Raw genomic sequence first — 20,068 nt, 5'->3', positions numbered from 1 at the left:
TTTCTATCTTAACAGTATGTGCGACAAGTAATTCTCGTTCAGTTAGCTTAGTCAATCCATTTGTCCTCCTACGGTTATATTTTACTACAACGCCACCCGACCTATCCATATGTCATCAAAATACACATAACCAGCTGTACCTCCGGATACTCTAAAGCATAACTGTATGCTATGGCAATTTGCATTAGTAAGAGTTATGCTATCTGTTTTCACATACCATGTGTCAGCAGCGGCAAAAGTTATATTGGTACTGTAGACACTTGCAAGATACGCCTGGTCTTTATCATACTGTCTGGCTAATAACCTAAGTAATGAGGCGTCATGTGCCGCGTCTTTTTTAACTCGTATTTTAAAATGATAAGTATTGCCGTTTATAGCTGGTAAATAAAAAATAGAATCATTATTTCTTAAAGTCAAATCTGTTGTATTCCCTATCGCATTAACCGTTAACCTTACGCCTTCAGAGTTATTATAACCATACGTCGCAGCCCAAGCAGAATCCGTCATTAACCAAAAAGTATTATCTGATGAACCAGTAGTTCTTGCAAAATTAGAGTCAGCGCATATGTTAGTAGGATCTACACAGTAAGCACCATAAGCAATAGGGGGTATGTTATCGATGTCCGTATCCCAGTCCGCGGTATCTTGTGTAGCTAAATCGCCCTGGTTAAGAATAGCAGCAGCAGTATTATCAGCAGTTACATCAGCACCGTCATCTATTTCTATTGTTGATCCTACCCAAGGGCTTGGAGTAGTTTGATTTAATGCTGTTTTTTCAAATTGAAAGTATTGAAAGAAAGCATATGAATGTAACTCCCCTGCGGTTGTATCCTCCTTAACAAGCCTTACTTTAACATAAGCAGCATTAGTTGGCATAGTTAAAACATTATATACTCTTATGTATTCTTTTAATTCTTGCCCGTTTGCACCACCAATACTATTATTCCATGCTGTTGCTGGTTGTGGACTATCTAATATTATATCATCATCCTTATTATAAACTATCATATCTACATATAAATTACATCTATGTGCTAAAGTATAAAGGCTTAAACAGTAAGATTCACCTTCTATTACAGGAATTGCTTCAGATGTTATATCAACAGCACCACTACCTGGAGCTCCTTGACGAATATCCCCAGTTCCTACATTCGGTAAAGCCCAATCATCACCTTCTGCTCTCCAAGTAAAAGTACCAGTACCATATTTAGCCCATGATTTATAATCAGCACTTCTAAATACTGGAGTTCTTAGAAAGTTGTTACTTATTATTAAATTATCTTCTGTTACATCAGCACCAGTTGCTATGCCCGCAAGCTTATCAAACTGGGCTTCTGTCATCAAGCCAGCTTCAGTGGTTGTAGCTGCCGGAAGGGTCACATCGTCAACGCCCCCGTCGGACGTTATGGCCACAGTTGTCCCGGTCTTTGTGCCTATCTCCAGAGTGGTAGATACGTTCGTATCCTTTGCTGTATTTGCTTCTATTGCTGTTATGTGCGCATCAGTAGCATAGCCCGTCTGTGCGTTCGTTGCAGCTCTGTTACTTATCTCCTGATCGGTAAGACTTAGCCCCCCGGTCGTAGCCGATGCATGCAGTGTAACGTCTGTGCTGTTGTCCGCTCCGGCCTGGTCCACATCTAAAGTAGCCCTCTGTGCTGCGGTGTCTGCGTCATCAATCAGGGCTCGGCCTGCCGCAGTTAAAGGTATCTCCTCTACCACTCCGGCGCCCGCTGTTGATCTGCCTAAGAGTTTATCGGTGGCACTTACAGTGTGCCCGGCATCTGCTATCAGCAAGTTACTAAGCAGCGCATGGTCGCCAACTGCCTCGCCTGAAAAAGATTGAGTCCCGGCCATTAGAATATAAGAAAAAGCCCCACCGCCATATGGCATTCCGAAAGTCCCAATCCATGCGCCAAAGTCATCCAAGTGGCCAGGGTGTGTCGGTATTGATGCGGACTCGGCTGCTGCTAAAGAATAAGAACCCCGACCGTACACAACATACACGTCCCCGTCATCAGCGTGCCGCCATACCCAGAAAGCGCCGTACTTAGAATTTTTTATAAGAGCTAATTCTCCAGTCCCGTCGTCATAGTGAGCAAAGTCAACCGTATGTTTTTTAGCCTTAAGTGTGACGGATGGCCCGGTACCCTCGGTTGTTAATAACCCAGTACCAACTTCAATTGTACCAGCGGTTAATGCTAAAATTTCTGTTGTGATATTATTATTTGCGGATCCGGCAATCGTTAACTCATCCCCAACCACGTATCCTGCTTTAATAAACTTAGCAGCGGTTTGAGTTATAGAATCATTACCCCCACCACCATCTACAAAAGCGATGTCTGTACCCGTTAAAGGATTACCCTCTTTCCATCCACCGGCGCCATCCTGATAAATCATCACGAAGGGTGTAACCGATGAATCAACCGCCCCGGCAGAAACATAATTCCCCCCAAAATAAGCAGCACCCTCCGTCATTTTAAGAATGTCGGTTGCTAAGTAACTGATTGTAGATGTCCCCGGTACCAGTTCTATACTGCGTAACTTAAACGCCCGTACGAATAATTTTTTTGCACTCTCAGCTAAATGGAAACCGGCCAGGGTCCTATGTAATTCAGTCCCGTCGTACATAACCCTGCCGATTGGAATGGCTGTCGTAAGGTTCGGCAGGTCTACACTACACTCAAAGACCGGATCCCCGTCGTTATACTCCAGATTTACAAAGTAAGTTATATTTTCTGCGGGGATTGCTTGGTTATCTTGTTCAGCGAGAGTTACTGTCACAAGCTCTGCTATTGTGGAATTAGTCGCCCGTAGCTTTGCAGTTAAGGCACTTACTTTATATGTGCCGGCATTCGTGCCCCCGGTTATGCCGTCACCAGTAAGGATTGTCGGCGCCTGAACGTAATCAAGCTCCTCTATCTCTGTCACCAAGGCTGGGGTCATCAGACCCTTTATAGCATTCGTAGCATCTTGGATGTCATCCTCGCCGTCCGTATGCGTGGCAGCATGCTTGGCCACCTCGCCGGCGGCACTATCGAATACCCGCATAACCTCGGTATCTGTTAGCCCAGGTTTTTCGGACGTGCCATCGAATACTTGCTGCTTCGTAACGTCCGAGTCCATACCTGCGCCACCCCCGACGTTTGATAGGAGCCCGTCGATATTTGCATCACTGGAGGCATTCACCGCTTTCTGTAAGTCCACAAAGAACCTGTGCCATATCCGGGATACAAGCCCTGATTGATCGGTAGGTTTTTCTGACATCGGTGGAACATTTATTCGTTTAGTCATTTATATGTATCTCCATCTTAGCAATCGCTATTTCAAGAAGCTTAATGCCTGCCATTTTTTCGACCCTCTCTTTTTTAGTTCGCTTTAGCCTCCTGTCCAGCGCCTTAGCTTCTGGTAGGGATAACTCTTTTATATCTTTTATATCCTTAACAATCCGGTTGTACTCTTTTGTCTCTTCGGCTTTTAGCATCGTTAGAGCCGCATTAAACAGAGTGTATGCAGGTAGATTATTCATAAGCGCGTCTTGGTACACCTCTTTTAAAAGCCGTTCATCTTTTTTAATAATGGCCGTTTTAAACAGGCTCATCGTCTTATAGCGAGACATCCCTTTAGAGCTCGGCATAGCTACATCAGTTATGTGGAACTCCTTTCCGGGAGTAAACAAACTTCTTGAACTGAACGGTAGTGGCGATTTCATAATCGTTTTTGCTATACCATAAGTAAAGTCCCATCCTTTCTTACCGTATATATCATCATTTTTAAATTGCGACAAGGAATGCCCCGTGGCTATTTGCGATGTTAATTGGAGTAAGGGATTAGCCTTTCCCCCTATCTTCTTTATAGACGCACTTACAGGGCTAAAGCCAGCGTCGTCAAACAACATTTCGGGTAGTTCACGAAACTGTTTCCCCCATCTGATATATCTTTCAGTACCGTCCTCATACCTCCCAACAAATAAATGCGTCTTGTGACCGAGTGCATTCCCGAACATAGATTTACTGAGGATATCGTCCTCTACATCTTTATAATACTCAGGGTTTTCTTCCTGATCTACGGCTCGGAAAACCGCATTCAGTAAGTTTATTCCGACACCATAGTACAGCCCCGCTTTAAGCCAAAAGATAGAACCTAATTTCATTCGCATTGCTCTCGTCTCTTTATGCACAGCGCCGAATCCCGTAAACGCCAGTGCTTGTCTTATAGTAGAGACCGTCCAATCTGCCGACAACAAGCCCCATGTCATCATCTGTACTGTTTTCGGGTTCACCATTAACGTTTCCCAATTCTGCCCACCGAATGTGTCATTAATAAACTGCCCAATCTCCTCTTTTTTTTTTACCCTATTTTTCTCTGTCTTAATCTTAGAAGATAGAGACTCATAAGCGTACAGTTTAAGCGTGTCATGCAGGTAATCCCACAACGCTACGTCCCATTTCTTATTAAATGTCTGAACAAACTTCGCTGCTTTGTTTACAACAAAAACATTCCTAGTCTTAGCGGCAAAATCGTCAAGGTACCCTTGTATTTTTTGAACTGGTATGTCATTAGTCGCGCCCAATTGCACACCATTCCTAATGGCTTCCCTTGCAAGATCGGTGTTCTTATATACATCCAGTTCCCCGTGGGCTACTGCTTTGTAAATCTTAATAGGGTTCAAGTAGATACTAAGTACCTTCAGCGGATTCATAACCACCATTCCTGCCTCACCGAGTGCCACATGGTGGAACAGTGATACACTTAAACAAGTTTTCTTTAAGAGACCCGATATTGCTTCGTAGGCGGCTATTGCTGGGCGATCGAACCTACTATCAAAAATGACCCCCAGGGGCCCGGCCAAATCTGGATGGACTTTAACCGGAAGTTTTGACAGCGTATTCAACTGTTCTTCTACAAGGTTCTTGGACTTCGTTTCAAAATCAAAGTCAATCAGTTTTGATATCTTGCCGTCTTGTTTCATTTTCGACAGCATGTCCGCCATAGCAGTTGGGGCGACCCTACGCATAGTCTTAGGGTCAGTAAATAGAAAGGCAAAGGCCTCTGCTATCTGCTCCTCTGTAGACCCAGTATACTCTGGATCAAAATCTGACTTTTCTATCCGATTTTTATTTAGAGCGTACAGCTCTGTCTTATGCCGTTGTAGGAAAGACTCACCAAGACCAAGAGCCAAGTCAATATGGTGCCCGATCTCATGCGCTATCGTCCTACTTGGCATAAACCGTTTAAAGCGCATTTCTGGCGGGTCACCTGTCTTGTATAAACCAGCTGCGTCCCCCCGTCCGATTCTATGTCCTATTGCCACACCCATCTCTGCAAGAATATTCTGTAGCTCCGGTGTGACTTTTTCCCCCATTTTAGACTCGCCCGGTATAAATACTGTTTTCGTCAGGGCAGGATGGTTCATAAGCACCCAATCCTGCGGCGCTGTATCCATACGCTCAATCAGTGAAACACCATCTTTTTTTAAGTTATAGAGGTCTTCTACAAATTTTGCGTTTTCAATAGCCCTGTTTGCCACTGAGTCATGTATCTTTATGATCTCCCCGATATCCAGGACTTTCGGTTTCAGTCCCAGCTCGTCAACGCCCGCAGCTATGGTATCAATGAACCGTCGTTTTTTAAACCGACTCTTAGTTATAAACCAGTTTGTTACCTCCCGTCTTCGTTTCTTAGGGATATCCCATATATGAGTGACGTAATTTTCTGTCTCCTGTGCGGACATTCCGGACGCAAGCTCTTGTGTCTTCTCCCAGCTATTCTTAAAATGCTGTCTTACCTGTGCCGCAATTTGCGTTAAGACTTTTTTGTCCCGTTTGAGTACTTTCTCCAAGTCAGGCCGATTAAGCCCTTTCGGTACATTAGTTCCCTCAATTATAAAGGGGATTATCTCCCTTTGCTCTTTGGTCGTAACCTTCCCCAGATCATTAACAAATAGGTTTGTTTCATAAGAAGAGAGATTTAAACTATGCCGACGGTCTCTGATCATACTATGCACTGCATCTTTGGCTTCTTTTGCGGAGTCTATGTTGAGTTGTTTTTCTTTTATAACTTTCTTCTTATGCCGGGCTTTCTTTTGCGCCTCGGTCATTATCGTTTTTCTTTTAACTGGTACAGCACTGGGGGCCATCTTATCAGCGTACGTACGGGGCTTTTTTAGCCCCCCACCCTGCATTTTTTGTATTTCGTCCCAAGACCTACCGAAAGCACCTTCCGGCAATGGCTCGTCGTTTATTTTTACACTTGACTTATCGCCATTTAATTCACTTTTAGCTTGATCAAGAGTTATTTCTCCTCTATTAAGCCTATCTACCGTTCCGTCAAAACCTTTCTTTTTCAATTCAGAAATCACTTTTTCTGTAGCCGCCGAGGGTCCGACTAATTTTATTTGTGTTGGATTGAAGGCAATGTAAATATCCGATACTATTTCTTTATCAACATAATCAAGTGTATTTTTTAGAATAATACCATCATAGTTTCTGCCTAATTCGTTATTTAATTCTTTGATATTGTTTACAACTTCCTGACTATCTTGTAAAAATCTACCGTTCATATCATGTATGTATGGATTTTTTAGAGATAAATATGCTTTTTTTACTATTTCTCTGCCAAAACCTTTTATAAATATAAAATCTTTTGCAACGTCTTTCTTGTTTGTGAACCAGATACCCCCATCTAAACCTTCTTTAAATGTATCAAATACCGCATTTGTACCATGATAAACAACAAGGGGCGCGCCATCATCATCAACAACCTTACTATTCCCAAACCATTTAACAAAATTAGGACTATCGGTTACCCTCTTTGTAGCAATCTTACCAAACCGTAAAGCTTCTTCTGATGATTTAAATTCAGGTACACTTGTATCAGGTTTCGATATTTCTGTAGCCGTACCTTCCTCCCTTCCCTCACGCTCAGGGGCAGCCTTCGTACCTGTTAGCTCATCGTATGTTTGTAACTTTCCATCGACAATAAATTTAAGGTCTTGAAGTTTCGTTGTGGCTTTCATCTTGACTTCATCAACCGACTGTCCTTTACTTTCAACTGCGGACTCCGGGAATACGATAGCCACAGGCTTCTGTTCATTGGAACCATAAGCAGATATTACAGAGTCATCGTAAACCCGCTGTGCCGATATACCTGGCTGCCCTTCAAAATCTTTCCCTACCGTCAGTTCCCCTTTTTTCAAGACGTCATCCAGTTCCGCAACAGTCGTGAATCTCACAGGGGCGTTTTGTTTGATACCACCATCTTTAAGACTTGTTTTAATCGTGTCTTTAACCTGTTCTCTGAGTTTTGTGTTTTCCTTAATTGTCATAGACACAACCGAGGGTGCCTTAATCAACTCTTCAATCTGCGGCGCTAAGTGCGCCATATCTGGTTGTTTAACTATCCCGCGGGCCTGTTCAGGTGTAATTCGCCCCTCTTCCACAGCTTTAACTATCTTATCAACAGTCGCTTTATCTTTCGAGTATTCAGGATACTCTTTTAATACTTCTGGTGGTATTGTTTTACCCTCGCTAATAGCTTGTTCAATAATAATCCTACGATTTCCGTCCAGTACGCCGTATTTATCATAATACTCAATTAGCTCTGTTCCTTTTTTACCATCGGGCTTCCCTTTCTCTACCCACCTTCTATGCATCCATGCTGTTGTTTCATCGCCCCCCGTATCTTTAAATACAAGTTTAAAATCAGGTTTTGATAATTTATATAACTCGGTACCACCATCGTCAAGTTTTTTTAGTATCGAACGTTTTTTTATTTCATCAGGTTTTTCCGTCATAGGTCTTTCTCCCTCTGGTATTTCAGCCACTATCGCATCTTTTGGTGGCGTTGGCAAGACCTTAATCAGCTCTTCAACCTGTGGTGCTAAATGTTCCATCCGGGGCCGTTTAATTAAATTACGAGCCTCTTCCGGCGTAATCTTCCCCGCTTTCAGAGACTCCCCTATCTTACCTATAACCGCCGCATCCATAGGTGCAGGTGCTGGTGGCTCAACAGGTGGCTCTATGGGCGCGGCAGGCGGTGCCTCACCTGTGGCTTTCCGGTATGCAGCACCACCGGCGCTCATAAATCCTGCTAACAACAATACTTGCGGGAGAACTTTTTTAGCGGATTTTAGAATGTCCTTACCGCTCGTCCATTCTAACGGCACTTCGTCTGTCATACCGGCCTTTGCTTCTACTCGCTGTTGCCCTATTAATGTTGGGGTCTCTGTCGCTACCTCTGTGGCGGCTAAACCCGCCGCACGTAAACCGCCCTTAACCAATTTCCCAGTAAGTTTTTTAGGCAGCCACTTAGCGCCCGGCAAATTCTTGGCCGTGAGTAAAGCTAACTCCAGTATATTACCAAGTCCTTCCGGACCGGCTTCCCATGCGCCATGCTCGGTTGCAAGGGCGCTCATATCTTTTTTAAACTTCTCTTCTTCTGCTTTAGATATCGGCCCCAATCCTTTGTCTATACTTTCCTGATTTACTTTTTCAAGCCATTCATTCATTACTTGGTAAGTGTCCATACGATGCGCTGCTGCCGCACCCCCGGCCATCCCCGCGGCTATTCTGGCACCTGGTATTGGCACAGGCGACGCCAACGCTCCGGCACCAAGTGTGCCGGCCATGGAAACACCAGAAAAACCTAAGTTCGGGCCAAGCTCGGCAACGTCTCTCTTAGAAATAAGACCTGGAATAAAATCTCCGGCATCCATGTACTGCTCTGCTAATTTACGATTACGGTCATCAACCCAATTTACAAATCTGTCTGCGATGCCCCTGTCTACAACCGATGCCCCCGCTTGACCCTGAACTGCTGAAATTGTTTTCGCAGCAAGGTTCTCCGGTATTCTTGAAAGTGTTTTTGCAAAGGCCCCTACCGTCACACCAGCATCTTTTAAGGCGCCCGCGAATGTACGACCCTCCTCAGGTTCAGGTTCCACCGTGGGAAGATCCTCAAATACAAACCTGCCGGATGTGACCGCTGGCTCCGGTTCTGCTGGTACGACGTCTACCGGCTCCTCGTCTTCAAACACATACCTGCCGGACGTGACCACGGGCTCTTGCTCCGGTGGGGGCTCGTCTTCAAACACATACCTGTCGGTCGGCTCCTCGTCTTCAAATACGTATGCCATTATTTAACCTCGTTCCAATTTTTTCCATCTGATTTAAAGCGTTTTCCAGATTCAATATCTCTTATAATTTTGCCCTCATGCTCCCCCGGAGGAGGCCTATCGTCCTCTTTAGTTTTAAACTTAAAGCCATATTCGTCCATAAGTTGCTGGGAGTATTCTTCCAGTAAACCGGTATACTCTTCGCGATCAGTGCCCTGTAAAGTAGTCTGCATCTCTGGGGATAGCATGGCGAAAATCTCTGGGCTAAACCCACCTGTATTACGTACCCTATCAAGCACACCTTGTATTCGGATATATTCTTTCCGGGCGGCGGTCTTATCCTTAGCCATTCGTTTTTTCTCTATCTCTACCCCTTTTGCAGCGACCCCACGGGCCTTCTTGTCGCTGGGGCTCTCAAGGGCACCTGATAGTTTACTGTGGGCTACTTTCCATTCTACAGGGCTCATACCCTCTATCTCGTCCGGATTAGCCATGAAAGAACCCACACTATCACCAAGGGTCTCCCGCCCAAAGTTAAAGATGTCTCTATAGTTTTCTTGCGTTACCTGTGGCATCCATTTCCCAAGATTACCCATAACTGTTTTAGTTCTATCGGCGAGCGCGTCTAGCATAGCTGACTTATGCCTCTCTTTGGCCATTTTATTTTTGCTGGATTGCTGCGCCCGTTGCTCTTCGGCGGCGGTTCTTTTCTCCTCACCACGGGCTTTCATCTCTTGTGTAGCGGCTTTAGTTTTCATTACATTAGCTTCCGCCTGAGCCTGTGCCGTCTTCACCGATGCCTTCTTGGCCTTCTTGGCCGCCCGTTTATCATGGAACGTAGTGGCCCCAGACTTCCCGGACCCCCCGGATACCTTGAGTCCCTTTGGTTCTAATTTAGCATACCCAAGTCGGGCTTGTAGCATCTGGGCCATGATATTCGCATGTTTTGGGTCTCGTATGTACGCTTGTGGTATTGCCATTTTTAGTAACCTCTCAATTTAAGTAAAACCCCACATTCCTTCTCTTCGATCTCTTGTACTTTCTCCTAATTTCCACGCATTATAAGCTACATCTCTCTGGGTCTTGCCCGCACTCTGCGCCGCCATTATATTAGCGGCATTCATAGTTCCACCAGCCAATGACTCACCGCCATATTGTGCAGCCCCCGCCATCCCCTGTGTAGCTCGAAACCGTGCGTCATCTGCCTGACCCGCCCCTGATAAAGTAAACTCACCCATACCCCTTGCGGCCTCCATGCCCTGTCCCGACATCCGCTCAAGGGGGCTCATGGACTCATAATACCTACGGAGAAAATTATCATAATCCTTTGTAGCAAAATCTTGCCCATATCGCATCCCGGCTTTCATTGCCGCGCCGCTTAGCGCACCACCTCTTGCGGCAGCCCCCCTTTCAATAGCCTTCTGTCCCTCGGCAAGTCTAAACTGATACCCGGGGCTTTCTTCAAATTCTCCTGGACCAGCGGCAATTTTTGTCTGAAGTTGACCAAGTGCATCCACACCTGCTTTACGCCATGGCGCCAAGTCACCTCTGGCGGAAGCTGTGGCAGTAGCCGTAGTGTCGCCTATGCCACCAAGCAGCTTCTTGTACATGCCTTCCATCCGACCGGCAGCGGCAACCTGCTGGCCCCCAGCGACTGTCGCCTGCTCCGCTTGTCTCTCGGCTGCTCTTTGTTCAGATCTACTTAGTCTTCTTTCCTTTCTTTCCACATCTCTACGCTGCATTCTCTTATCTAACGCCTGTTGTCTTTGCATATTCTCTATGTAGCCCATTATGTCACCTCATATCCTGAAATTCTGCAACCCACTTTCGCTGTTACGGATGCCAACATAGAGATGAACCCACCTGCTTCAAGTGAATGATTCTCTATGGCATAGCACGTCCAGGTCTCTCCCGCAGCTAATGTTTTTGTTTTGGCCAACCGGTTTGCATACGTTGCGGATCCACCGGACGAAATGAGATTAATCGTAACCGTCAGCGAACTCGTATCGTCATTTACAAAGGTCGCTTTCTTAATAACGGCCCGGGTCCCGGCCCCGACAGTATAATACGTAACCGCCGCATCCGTTAAGTTTGTACCATCTACCATTGCTTTCGGAGTTATCATATATCATTCTCCTTTAAAATGCACACGCTTTTATATTTGCATAAGCGCCTATTAAAATAATTTTCACCGGTTCTTCTATGGTGAGTTCGTATACTCTGTTACGACTCTTCCCTAATCGCCGCCAGATTGCCCGCGTACCATACTGCTGATACTCACCGATATCTACAGAACGCCCACTCGACCAGGTGCTACCCCCGTCGTCCGACCACTTAAGAATAGCTTGCGGATCCTGCCCATCCTCGCCCTCTGCTACATCAAGTCCGACTCCGGGCTCAAACTCAACTTCAACCCGGTTGTGTATTACGTTAACTTTTTCTTTATTAACTATCTGTGTCCTTCGGGTACGAGTGATAGGGAGACCATTATCTGTATATGTATCCATGTCCAGATAGTATATCTTACCATTTGATCTATCACCAATCATGGTCTTTCCTGCAAATAACACACCTGAGTCTATACCGGAGATGCTGCGGTGGTTACCGGAATTAAAAAAGAATCCAAAAGATATACTATGGTGACTTCCACAAAATATAGTATCCCAAACGATATCCTCTACTACCACTTGCGTAAGCTCGTCTCTGTTAGTATCATCCCCAAGGCCTAATTGACCGTAAGTATTAAGTCCTGTAGCCCATAATGTACCGTTAGATTTAACGGCCATTGTATGACTATTCCCACAAACTACACTATGCCAATCAGCATCCACTCCCACTGGCGCGAATTCGTCTCTGTTAGTATCATCCCCAAGGCCTAATTGACCGGTAGTGTTAAGTCCTGTAGCCCATAACGTACCCGTCGTTTTAATTGCCATAGTACTGTGCAAGCCACAAATTATACTGGCCCAATCAGTACCGGCGATCACTACTTGGGTAAAGTCATCTCTTTGTGTATTATCTCCAAAACCCAATTGGCCAGAAGTATTAAGCCCTGTGGTCCATATCGCACCGCCGGATTTAAGACCTACTGAATGGTTGCCACCACAAGCTATACTGGTCCAATCAGTATCTGATCCTACCGGGACAAACGATGTCCTCTGTGTGTTACCCCCAAGACCTAATTGACCGCTATTGTTACGCCCTGCAACCCATAGTGTACCGTCGGATTTAATGGCCATTGTATGGTAACTCCCGCAAGTTATAATACTCCAATCGGTACCCGACCCCACTTTTTCAAAGGTATCCCTATTTGTTGTATTCCCAAGACCTAATTGACCAAATGTGTTATACCCTGTAGCCCATAGTGTACCGTCGGATTTAATGGCCATTGTATGACTACTGCCGCAAGCTACCGCCACCCAATCGGTACCCGAACCTACTTTTTCAAAAGTATTTCTATCTGTATCCGCCCCACTATCCCCAAGACCCAATTGACCAAAATAATTGTACCCTGTGGCCCATAAGGTACCGTCGGATTTAATGGCCATTGTATGCTGTTCACCACAAGCAATAGTAGTCCAATCAGCACCCGATCCCTCTGGAATAAATTCGTCTCTATCTGTTGTACCCCCAAGACCTAATTGACCTTTATTATTCCGCCCTGTAACCCCTATTGTAGTCATATATAACTCTGCCATTCGTGCCATTGACCTGATTTCGTGTCAAGCACCCATGTTTTGTCTTCCGTTGCAAAATTAAGGACGTAAAATGTCCGGCCTTCAATCGAGTACGTATAGCCCACAGCGTCATCCGTCGTAGCGTACGTTGATATCTGATAATCTATGCCGGGAGAAGATACTGTCGTGAACCCATATCCCTCTCCTCGGACGACCGTCTTTTTATTCGAGAGCCAATACAACACCCCCTCGATCTCAGTAATCGACGTGGCCGACTCACATCCTAAATCTATTATGGCCCCAGGAACTCTCTGAAATGGAAAGTCCGGATCACCAGCATTATAATAGACTTCTATTGAGTACTCGCCAAACAACCAAATGTTTTGTCTTGTGGTACCAATCCCGACGAGTGCATCCGGTGACGCCTCTGCTGTCGCAAAGTCAAGCGCATCCCATGAAGTCCCATCGTATAATTTACATATCTGAATTCGACCCGTATCCTTTACTGAAACGATGAAATATCCATCAAAAAAGGTACATCCGGTAGCTACAGGATAGTCACCATCAGTAATATCCGCAATCGCCCCTGTGGTCACGATATGGCCTTTGTCGGTCCCATCTACGATTAGAAGCTGAGTACCATTATCCGCCATACCGACATGACCGGTAGCAGTCGTAATGACTCCTAACTTTGTAGCCACACCTGCCACGGTAATCTCGTATACGTCGGCACCTACAACCGCATATAGATAGACCCCCATAACGTGGATTCCCCGTACAACCGCTGCCGTACCGGTATCAACAAAGTCAACGGTGCCTGGCGTGCCGTACATGGCAAGGATCGTCTTGGCCTCCTGCTGGTCAGAAACCGGAAAGAGATTAACGCTCTGCTGTGCATTCAGGCTTTTTGAACGGCCTTCATACGCCCCACCAAGGAACGGTATTTCTATAACTGGACCGCTCATATGCTACCTCCGCACTGGCTGAAAAAATACAGATGTTTTCTCGTCATCAAATGTACGAGCCATAAACTTACTCTCGGTTGCCAGCCTACCTAATTGTGCGTTCAAGGGTATCCCATTCTCCATGCCGATTAAGACAGCCAGGTTACTTACGATGGCCATTGTCCATTCGACAGGGAACTCCCCATCATCGTCACCCGCATCAAAATCCATTATTGGTTTTTTAATCGTTAACTCAAGCGTGTCCTGTACGTCTGCGCAAGTCGGCCAAACGAACAGGGCCCCATTGGTTAACTGCGGGTCATAAAATATTTGATTTATAATGCTTGAACTTGATTTATCGGAAAGCGACATATACTCATTCCTGGATACCTGTAGCAATGGCGTGGATATATCATCTCCGCTTATCCTGCGGGCTTCGATTATTTCTAAAGGTCTTTGCGCCTTCGTTGTATAAGTATAAATGTGATTATCAACTGCCACATCATCTGTCAGGACCGCCGCCGCAACAAGCGTGGAGTCTGAAGGTACACCATTAACGGTAGTCCACTGAACGGTGCCATCGTCCAATTCGATACCAAGATAATCACCGTTTGTAATTCCCGTAATGGAATCTACAACGATATCTGTATCCCCAGAAGAAGCTGCCGTCGCTACTTCTGTCTTAACGACGGAAGCAGACATGTGGTCACCCGATGGCCCCAGGGAATAGCTTTGGGTCCCATACCCAAGGAACAGCGTAACCGTCTGGTTTAGCCATAAGGCTATCCCTTCAGTCTGCCACCCCTTAAGCATGAGATTAAGGGTCTTACCACCTTCTGTTAATTCGTCTGTTGTCGGATCTTCGCCTATCGCTACTGCCCCGACCATAGTATACGCCTTGCTAATTAATCCATCCCTATCGAGACCAAAATCATACGAACCGGATGTCGTCATTATAAATCTCCCGCTGTTACTTCATTGTCTGATAAAAAATAGTCTTCCGGTTCAGGACGGGGTTCTGGCACTGACTGCCTGTCGCCCCGTCCATGGACAAAATCCTGGGGATGCCGTGGTTCCCAATCTTTCTTGCAGACCCACAGCCCATCCCAAGTTTTTAGCGTTTCACTTTGACGGAATTTCCCACCACACCTGTCACAGATACGCCAAAAGTCCCCCGGAATATACGTCATAATTTACCCCCTATTTTTTCTTTTTACGACCGTAATTCATTACATCTTTTAGTGCCTTTCTTCTTTTTGCTACATTTCTCAAAAGGCCTTTCGGATTAATCTTAATTTTAATTTTCTTTTTCGCTGCCATTATTTATCCTTTAGTCTCAAAGTAATTGTTATATCGTATGCATCCCCCGAATCCGCGCCGGTAGACGTTAAGAGAATATCTCCTGTCTCATCACCTTCCTCACCCGGATCGACCAGACCACCACCAGGTTTAAAATCCATTATACCATTTCGATGCAATAGAAGACATATGGTAACTGCCGGGTTTCTATCCCAAGTAAGCCTAACATTCGCAAAGCCTGTTTGAGCGTATATTATTTTTTCAATTACTGTTCTCACGGCAGGCCTACCAAGTGTAGTTCTTAACTCAGATATATCAATTTTAAGCGCGTTCGACTCACCCGTGCCATCACTAACACAGGTGAACCGTTTGATTATCCGTTTAACCCCACCGCTACTTGGTGGTGTCTCATCCCAATTAGGTGGATAAAGCCATTGACTTGTAACTGTATCAGCCATAGAACGCCTCCCTTATCTTTCGACTGCCATAAACATATAATCAACATGAAACGCATCTGTCTGAGCTTCGCCGGCGCTAAAAAAAGCAACCGGAGAAATTACAGAAGTCGGGGGGTTTGTGGTAATTTCACATAGTTCAACATCATCTTTATAGAAGATGGATTTATACCCGTCCCAATAAATCGCCAGTTCCATCCAGGTATCGTCTGCATACGTTGTAGCGCCAACCTCTGTTGAGAACGTATCCGCTTCGCCCTGCATAGCAATAATATCCGTGGTGGCATCATAACTTGTAAAGCACCACCCATCATCAAAGGCTCTTGCAGTAGGGGGCGGAGCGTCCATAAAATTTGTAGTTGTCTGGACAGAAGTACACCCGACTACAAAACCTTCCTGCCCGATTGTACCCGCCGCTTTAACTATTTTACATCTGACTTTAAAGATAGCCTTTTTTCCTGCTGTTAATTGCCAGACACCATTCGATTGCTGTAACCCAAGTGAATCGCTTGCGCCAGTTACGGTTAGCGTCAAAACTCCTGTAGGACCGACAACTGCATCCGCGCCGGCGTTAACTACATCAAGTATCCAAGCGGCATCCCCCTGTGCTACATCATAATGCAGGAAATCATCGAACCATATGGCCCATTTAGTAGGATCAAGGTAGGGGAGTCTCCCCAAAGGATTGTCAATTGTTACGTTTGTTACTCCATTTAGAAATCTTTTCGGTGTGCTCATTATAATCTCCTTCAAAAGCGTTCATTGTGAACGCCGCTTTTACACGGCGCTTTTAAAAGTTTCTTATATCATTTACCGCCTGCTGTCAATACAAGTTCTTTAATCTGTCACCATATCCCCTAGTCATCTGCTGATACAACGCCAATAAGACCGCCGGTACCCGTAAGGTCTTCATTATAATAATTCTCAAAAAGAAGAACCGAATTCGCAGCAATGGCCGCAAGTTTAGTCGCCAAATCACAGACACAATAGTTGTTCCGGACGATCCCGGTTGAACCTGTAAGCAACTCAATTACCGGCTCTGTATTTAGCGCCGTTGCTGCACCGTTAATGAGAAGATTCCCGTCGATATCAAGTTTCGTTGAGAGAGTTGTTATCCCACCTATGTTTGCTGTAGAATAATCCCCCTGAATAGTGCAACCCCGAATGATAGTTCCGTCAGTATCTTTAGTAAACTTAATCGCGTGTACCGCAGCACCGAGTCCGTTATCAATGTCACACCCTTCAATCAGCGCAAAATTAGATGCGTCATTTGTCTGAATAGAAATAAAAAACTCATCGGTAGCGGTTGTCTCAACATCAACTTTGCAACCTAAGAGCGCCGCATAATCGACACCGTCTTGTATATCCACACCCACCACTACCTCCGGAACATTGGCATGGAAGTTGATATTCTGCATGGCTACATTGTCAGCGGCAATAGACACCGATGCTGCCGCAGCGCCATAGTCTATCATAGGCATGTCACTACCTCGGCCCATACCGATTATCGTAACGCCGGCAATATCAACTGTAATGTCCGCCGCTGTGGTAATTTCCTCATAATAATTGGACTTGATTAAGATTACGTCCCCGCGGTTAGCGGTACATCTCCCGATAGCATAGTCAATGGTTTCAAAAGGCCTGTCAAAAGTACCTTTGTTACCGTTACTACCGCCTGTACCAACCCAGAAAACTTTTCCAGGGTACGTGTTTAGAATTGGGAGTCCGCGAAGGTTGATACCATTAGCGAACCCTTTAGGGTAATTTGAAATAGGCATTTTTTGCCCTCCTATAAAACCGCATTGCGGTCAGTTATGAATTTTTTATAGTTAAGAATGGGGGATGTTACTCCCCCAATGTTATGCTTTATGCTTTATGCTTTATGCTTTATGCCCCGGCTGAGCCATACAGACCGCGAGGGTCAGTACATCCAGCAGAGAATCTGTCATAAGATTTTGCCTTTGCGTTACCCGTATCAAAGTCGTTGTCCTGCTTTAGCGGATAGCTATCCCTCTGGTAGCCGATCATACCCCGCGGAGCATTGGTTCTTACAAACCATGCGTCTGTGTCCGTGAAGTAATGATTCATCTTAATACCACCAGGGAGAGCATTTGTCGCTTTCAGCACGTTAAGCGCGTTATTCGCAGTGTCATTTTGAAGAACGGACTTCAACACCCTGTTTGCTTCAAACCAACCATTAGGGTGAATATGCAAACTCTGCGCCATAAGATTAATATTATGGCCCCTGTCATTCACAGCCGTCATAATCATTACCAGCAGATCCTCAAGCGCTTCCTCCGAAAAATCAGCAGGTGTCGCCAGCTCGTTTGACCAAGTTCCGGCCGTAGATGGGTGGTCCGTGGCAAGAATTTCTTTACCGTCACCAAACGTATAACTGGCGTTAAAGGCACGATTATAAATATTAGCATGGATAATCTCTTTTGACTGCCGCATGGAAAAAGCATTTGCCTGCCCACGCCGCCTACCCACTACCGGATACAAATTATCCTTTATATCTTCATACGTACAGATGAAACCGAGGGCTATTGCCGCATGTGTATAGCGGGAAACGAACCCCTGGGACTCAGTATCATAAGACACACTTGCGCCCTCTGCTTTAACAGGCGCCAAGCCAAACCCGGTTAACTGTACGTCCTCTTCGTAAGACTGATTTGAACTCTCGATGTCAAACAAATCAGTATACTCTGTTTTATGCTCATCGTATGTGCGGCCCCACCAGGCCGCAACACCCGGCCAGAGAGCCTTTGGGTGATTACTCGTTGTTATAATACTCATTTTAATACCCCGTTACGTATCTTTGTGTATGAAGGTTAATGGTAACTTCCCATTTCGCACTTGCCCCCAGTTCATTATCAACTCGATTAACCAGTCTCCTGATTTTAAGCAGAAATGTATTCGTGGTAGCCGCAGTACTCCCGTTCAACTCCACTCCGCTCTTACCAGAGGTTGTCGAAAGAGAATGTGTGAAAATAAAATCAGCATTTAATCCTACTGCGGCAGCAGTAAGCGCCGTACCTGCGTTATCTTCCTGAATCTCAAAAACAAGATCAGGATCATCCGCAACATACGCAATACGCTCAGTACTCGCAGCGTTATATGTCTTGGTAAGATCGTCAGGAAGTACATTAAAACCAACAATAACGCCGGTTACATAGCCCGAGTCCACAGCGGCCTTACTTATTGCGGGCAAAGTGCCCGGTGCGTTCCCCTTATACGCTGTGGTATTGGACTCTCCGGTTATAACTACCGGATCCCCGACACCAAGTGCCGTACCGTAACCTACAGGAATGTAATATTCAGAAAATGCCCCATTGTACGGGGCGCCGTTCGAGTGTCTGATAGGAACCAGACCCAATGGTGTATCTTTATTAGCCATTTGTCACCTCTTTATGCTATTTTAATTCCCTCCCTCGGGATATATCGACCATCAGTACCCGGTTGCCCGTGCGCATCTGCTCCCCGTCGGAGGCCATCTTCTGTTCCATTAATACTATCAGCTTTTATCTTCTGATCCGCATTATAAAGTGCGGTCGGAATCTCCATTAAGTATGCCTTTAATTCACCGGAGTTCACCGGCTTGCATATCGCATTATTCAAACTATCATTCCTATTAGCCACATCTTCCTCGGTAAATTCCGCACCATCTCTTGCTACGAGATTATACCCGCCTTCCATTGCCTGACTGAGCCTGTCTCCCTTGTCATTCACCCACCGTCTCTTAAAGCCCGGTCGGTCCTTCATCGCCATTTTAAGTCGTTGGACACCTAAAGGTACCCTTTTCTTTCTGTCTGTTGCCATTTCTATCTCCCTTTACCATTGGTAATCTTTAAGGTACTGTTCCTTGGTATAACCCGGTATATCTTTAATAAACTGTTTACAACTCTCCTGCGCGTCTTTGGGGAGGTTGCCGAATGTTTGTTTTCCAGGTTTAACAGGTGCCTCTCCATCACCCATGACTGCTGTTGGCTCGTCCCGTCTCTTATTATTAAATCTATCCGGAAACCGGAGCTCAACTTCTTTTTTCACTTCATCATATAATTTCACACCGGTGAGACCCGTCTGGTCCTGAAGGTACACGGACATCGTACCCGCGTATTTCTGCAAGTCTGGCTCATTGAACCATTCATTACCAGCGACCCACTGGTTAAATTCGGTTTCTGCGGCCTGGTCAGTTGTCGGTACGTTACCTACTGGCGCTTCCAGCACGAGATCCTCTTTTTCTTTTTCGGCCTTATCAAAACTGTCGGTATCCCCATTCGCAACAGCAGTTCTCTGTCGATTAGTAATGTCTTTCATCGCCTTGTCATAGGCTCTTTTAGACACACCAGCTTGATGCTCTTGAAATCTACCGAAGGTATCTTTCATGCCGGATATAGTGTTGTTAAGCCCGACGATTGTCCCGTCCATTTTTCTCATGCGTTCCCGCATTATAGGGAGCTCATTCTCGCCTCTCTCAACAAATTTATCTGCCCCTATCCACCGGTCTTTATCCCCTTTAAAGCTCTCTTCCGGGACCCAGCCCATGCGTTTAGCTCTGTCTTCTACACTTGCCTCTGTCAT

General features: G+C 45.5%; 15 protein-coding genes. All 15 read right to left on the bottom strand.

Annotated elements, in window-relative coordinates; translation table 11 throughout:
• Positions 1-84: 84 nt before the first annotated feature.
• Positions 85-3,291, bottom strand: a complete 3,207-nt coding sequence (locus J7K40_09450) for a hypothetical protein (GenBank protein MCD6162622.1) — start codon at positions 3,289-3,291, stop codon at positions 85-87.
• A complete protein-coding gene (locus J7K40_09445; protein ID MCD6162621.1) occupies positions 3,284-9,133 on the bottom strand; it encodes a hypothetical protein in 5,850 nt (1,949 codons plus the stop codon). Before J7K40_09445 ends, J7K40_09450 begins: the two co-directional genes overlap by 8 nt.
• Positions 9,133-9,870, bottom strand: a complete 738-nt coding sequence (locus J7K40_09440) for a hypothetical protein (GenBank protein ID MCD6162620.1) — start codon at positions 9,868-9,870, stop codon at positions 9,133-9,135. Before J7K40_09440 ends, J7K40_09445 begins: the two co-directional genes overlap by 1 nt.
• 240 nt (positions 9,871-10,110) lie before the next feature.
• Positions 10,111-10,902, bottom strand: coding sequence for a hypothetical protein (locus J7K40_09435; GenBank protein MCD6162619.1), 792 nt, complete (start codon positions 10,900-10,902; stop codon positions 10,111-10,113).
• On the bottom strand, positions 10,902-11,237 hold the full coding sequence (locus J7K40_09430) for a hypothetical protein (GenBank protein ID MCD6162618.1): 336 nt from the start codon (positions 11,235-11,237) through the stop codon (positions 10,902-10,904). The genes J7K40_09435 and J7K40_09430 overlap by 1 nt, the downstream gene beginning before the upstream one ends.
• A 13-nt stretch (positions 11,238-11,250) precedes the next feature.
• Positions 11,251-12,810 (bottom strand): hypothetical protein, encoded by a 1,560-nt coding sequence (locus J7K40_09425; protein ID MCD6162617.1) that lies wholly within the window; start codon positions 12,808-12,810, stop codon positions 11,251-11,253.
• Positions 12,792-13,754, bottom strand: coding sequence for a hypothetical protein (locus J7K40_09420; protein ID MCD6162616.1), 963 nt, complete (start codon positions 13,752-13,754; stop codon positions 12,792-12,794). Before J7K40_09420 ends, J7K40_09425 begins: the two co-directional genes overlap by 19 nt.
• A 3-nt stretch (positions 13,755-13,757) precedes the next feature.
• The gene (locus J7K40_09415; GenBank protein MCD6162615.1) at positions 13,758-14,687 is read right to left on the bottom strand and encodes a hypothetical protein; all 930 of its coding nucleotides are present in this window, start codon (positions 14,685-14,687) and stop codon (positions 13,758-13,760) included.
• Positions 14,688-15,052: 365 nt separating this feature from the next.
• On the bottom strand, positions 15,053-15,490 hold the full coding sequence (locus tag J7K40_09410; GenBank protein ID MCD6162614.1) for a hypothetical protein: 438 nt from the start codon (positions 15,488-15,490) through the stop codon (positions 15,053-15,055).
• Positions 15,491-15,502: 12 nt separating this feature from the next.
• Complete coding sequence (locus J7K40_09405) at positions 15,503-16,225, bottom strand: hypothetical protein (GenBank protein ID MCD6162613.1); 723 nt, start codon at positions 16,223-16,225, stop codon at positions 15,503-15,505.
• 119 nt (positions 16,226-16,344) lie between these two features.
• Positions 16,345-17,265, bottom strand: coding sequence for a hypothetical protein (locus tag J7K40_09400; protein MCD6162612.1), 921 nt, complete (start codon positions 17,263-17,265; stop codon positions 16,345-16,347).
• Positions 17,266-17,374: 109 nt separating this feature from the next.
• Positions 17,375-18,283 (bottom strand): hypothetical protein, encoded by a 909-nt coding sequence (locus tag J7K40_09395; protein ID MCD6162611.1) that lies wholly within the window; start codon positions 18,281-18,283, stop codon positions 17,375-17,377.
• Between the two features lies 1 nt (position 18,284).
• Positions 18,285-18,884, bottom strand: a complete 600-nt coding sequence (locus tag J7K40_09390) for a hypothetical protein (protein MCD6162610.1) — start codon at positions 18,882-18,884, stop codon at positions 18,285-18,287.
• 11 nt (positions 18,885-18,895) lie between these two features.
• On the bottom strand, positions 18,896-19,306 hold the full coding sequence (locus tag J7K40_09385; GenBank protein MCD6162609.1) for a hypothetical protein: 411 nt from the start codon (positions 19,304-19,306) through the stop codon (positions 18,896-18,898).
• A gap of 12 nt (positions 19,307-19,318) precedes the next feature.
• Positions 19,319-20,068 carry a hypothetical protein gene (locus J7K40_09380; protein ID MCD6162608.1) on the bottom strand — a complete coding sequence of 250 codons (750 nt, stop codon included), beginning with the start codon at positions 20,066-20,068 and terminating at the stop codon, positions 19,319-19,321.

This window comes from Candidatus Zixiibacteriota bacterium (assembly GCA_021159005.1).
Classification (GTDB): domain Bacteria; phylum Zixibacteria; class MSB-5A5; order UBA10806; family 4484-95; genus JAGGSN01.
The sequence above is the reverse complement of the archived record's forward strand: the minus strand, read 5'-3'. Positions and strand labels throughout refer to the sequence as shown.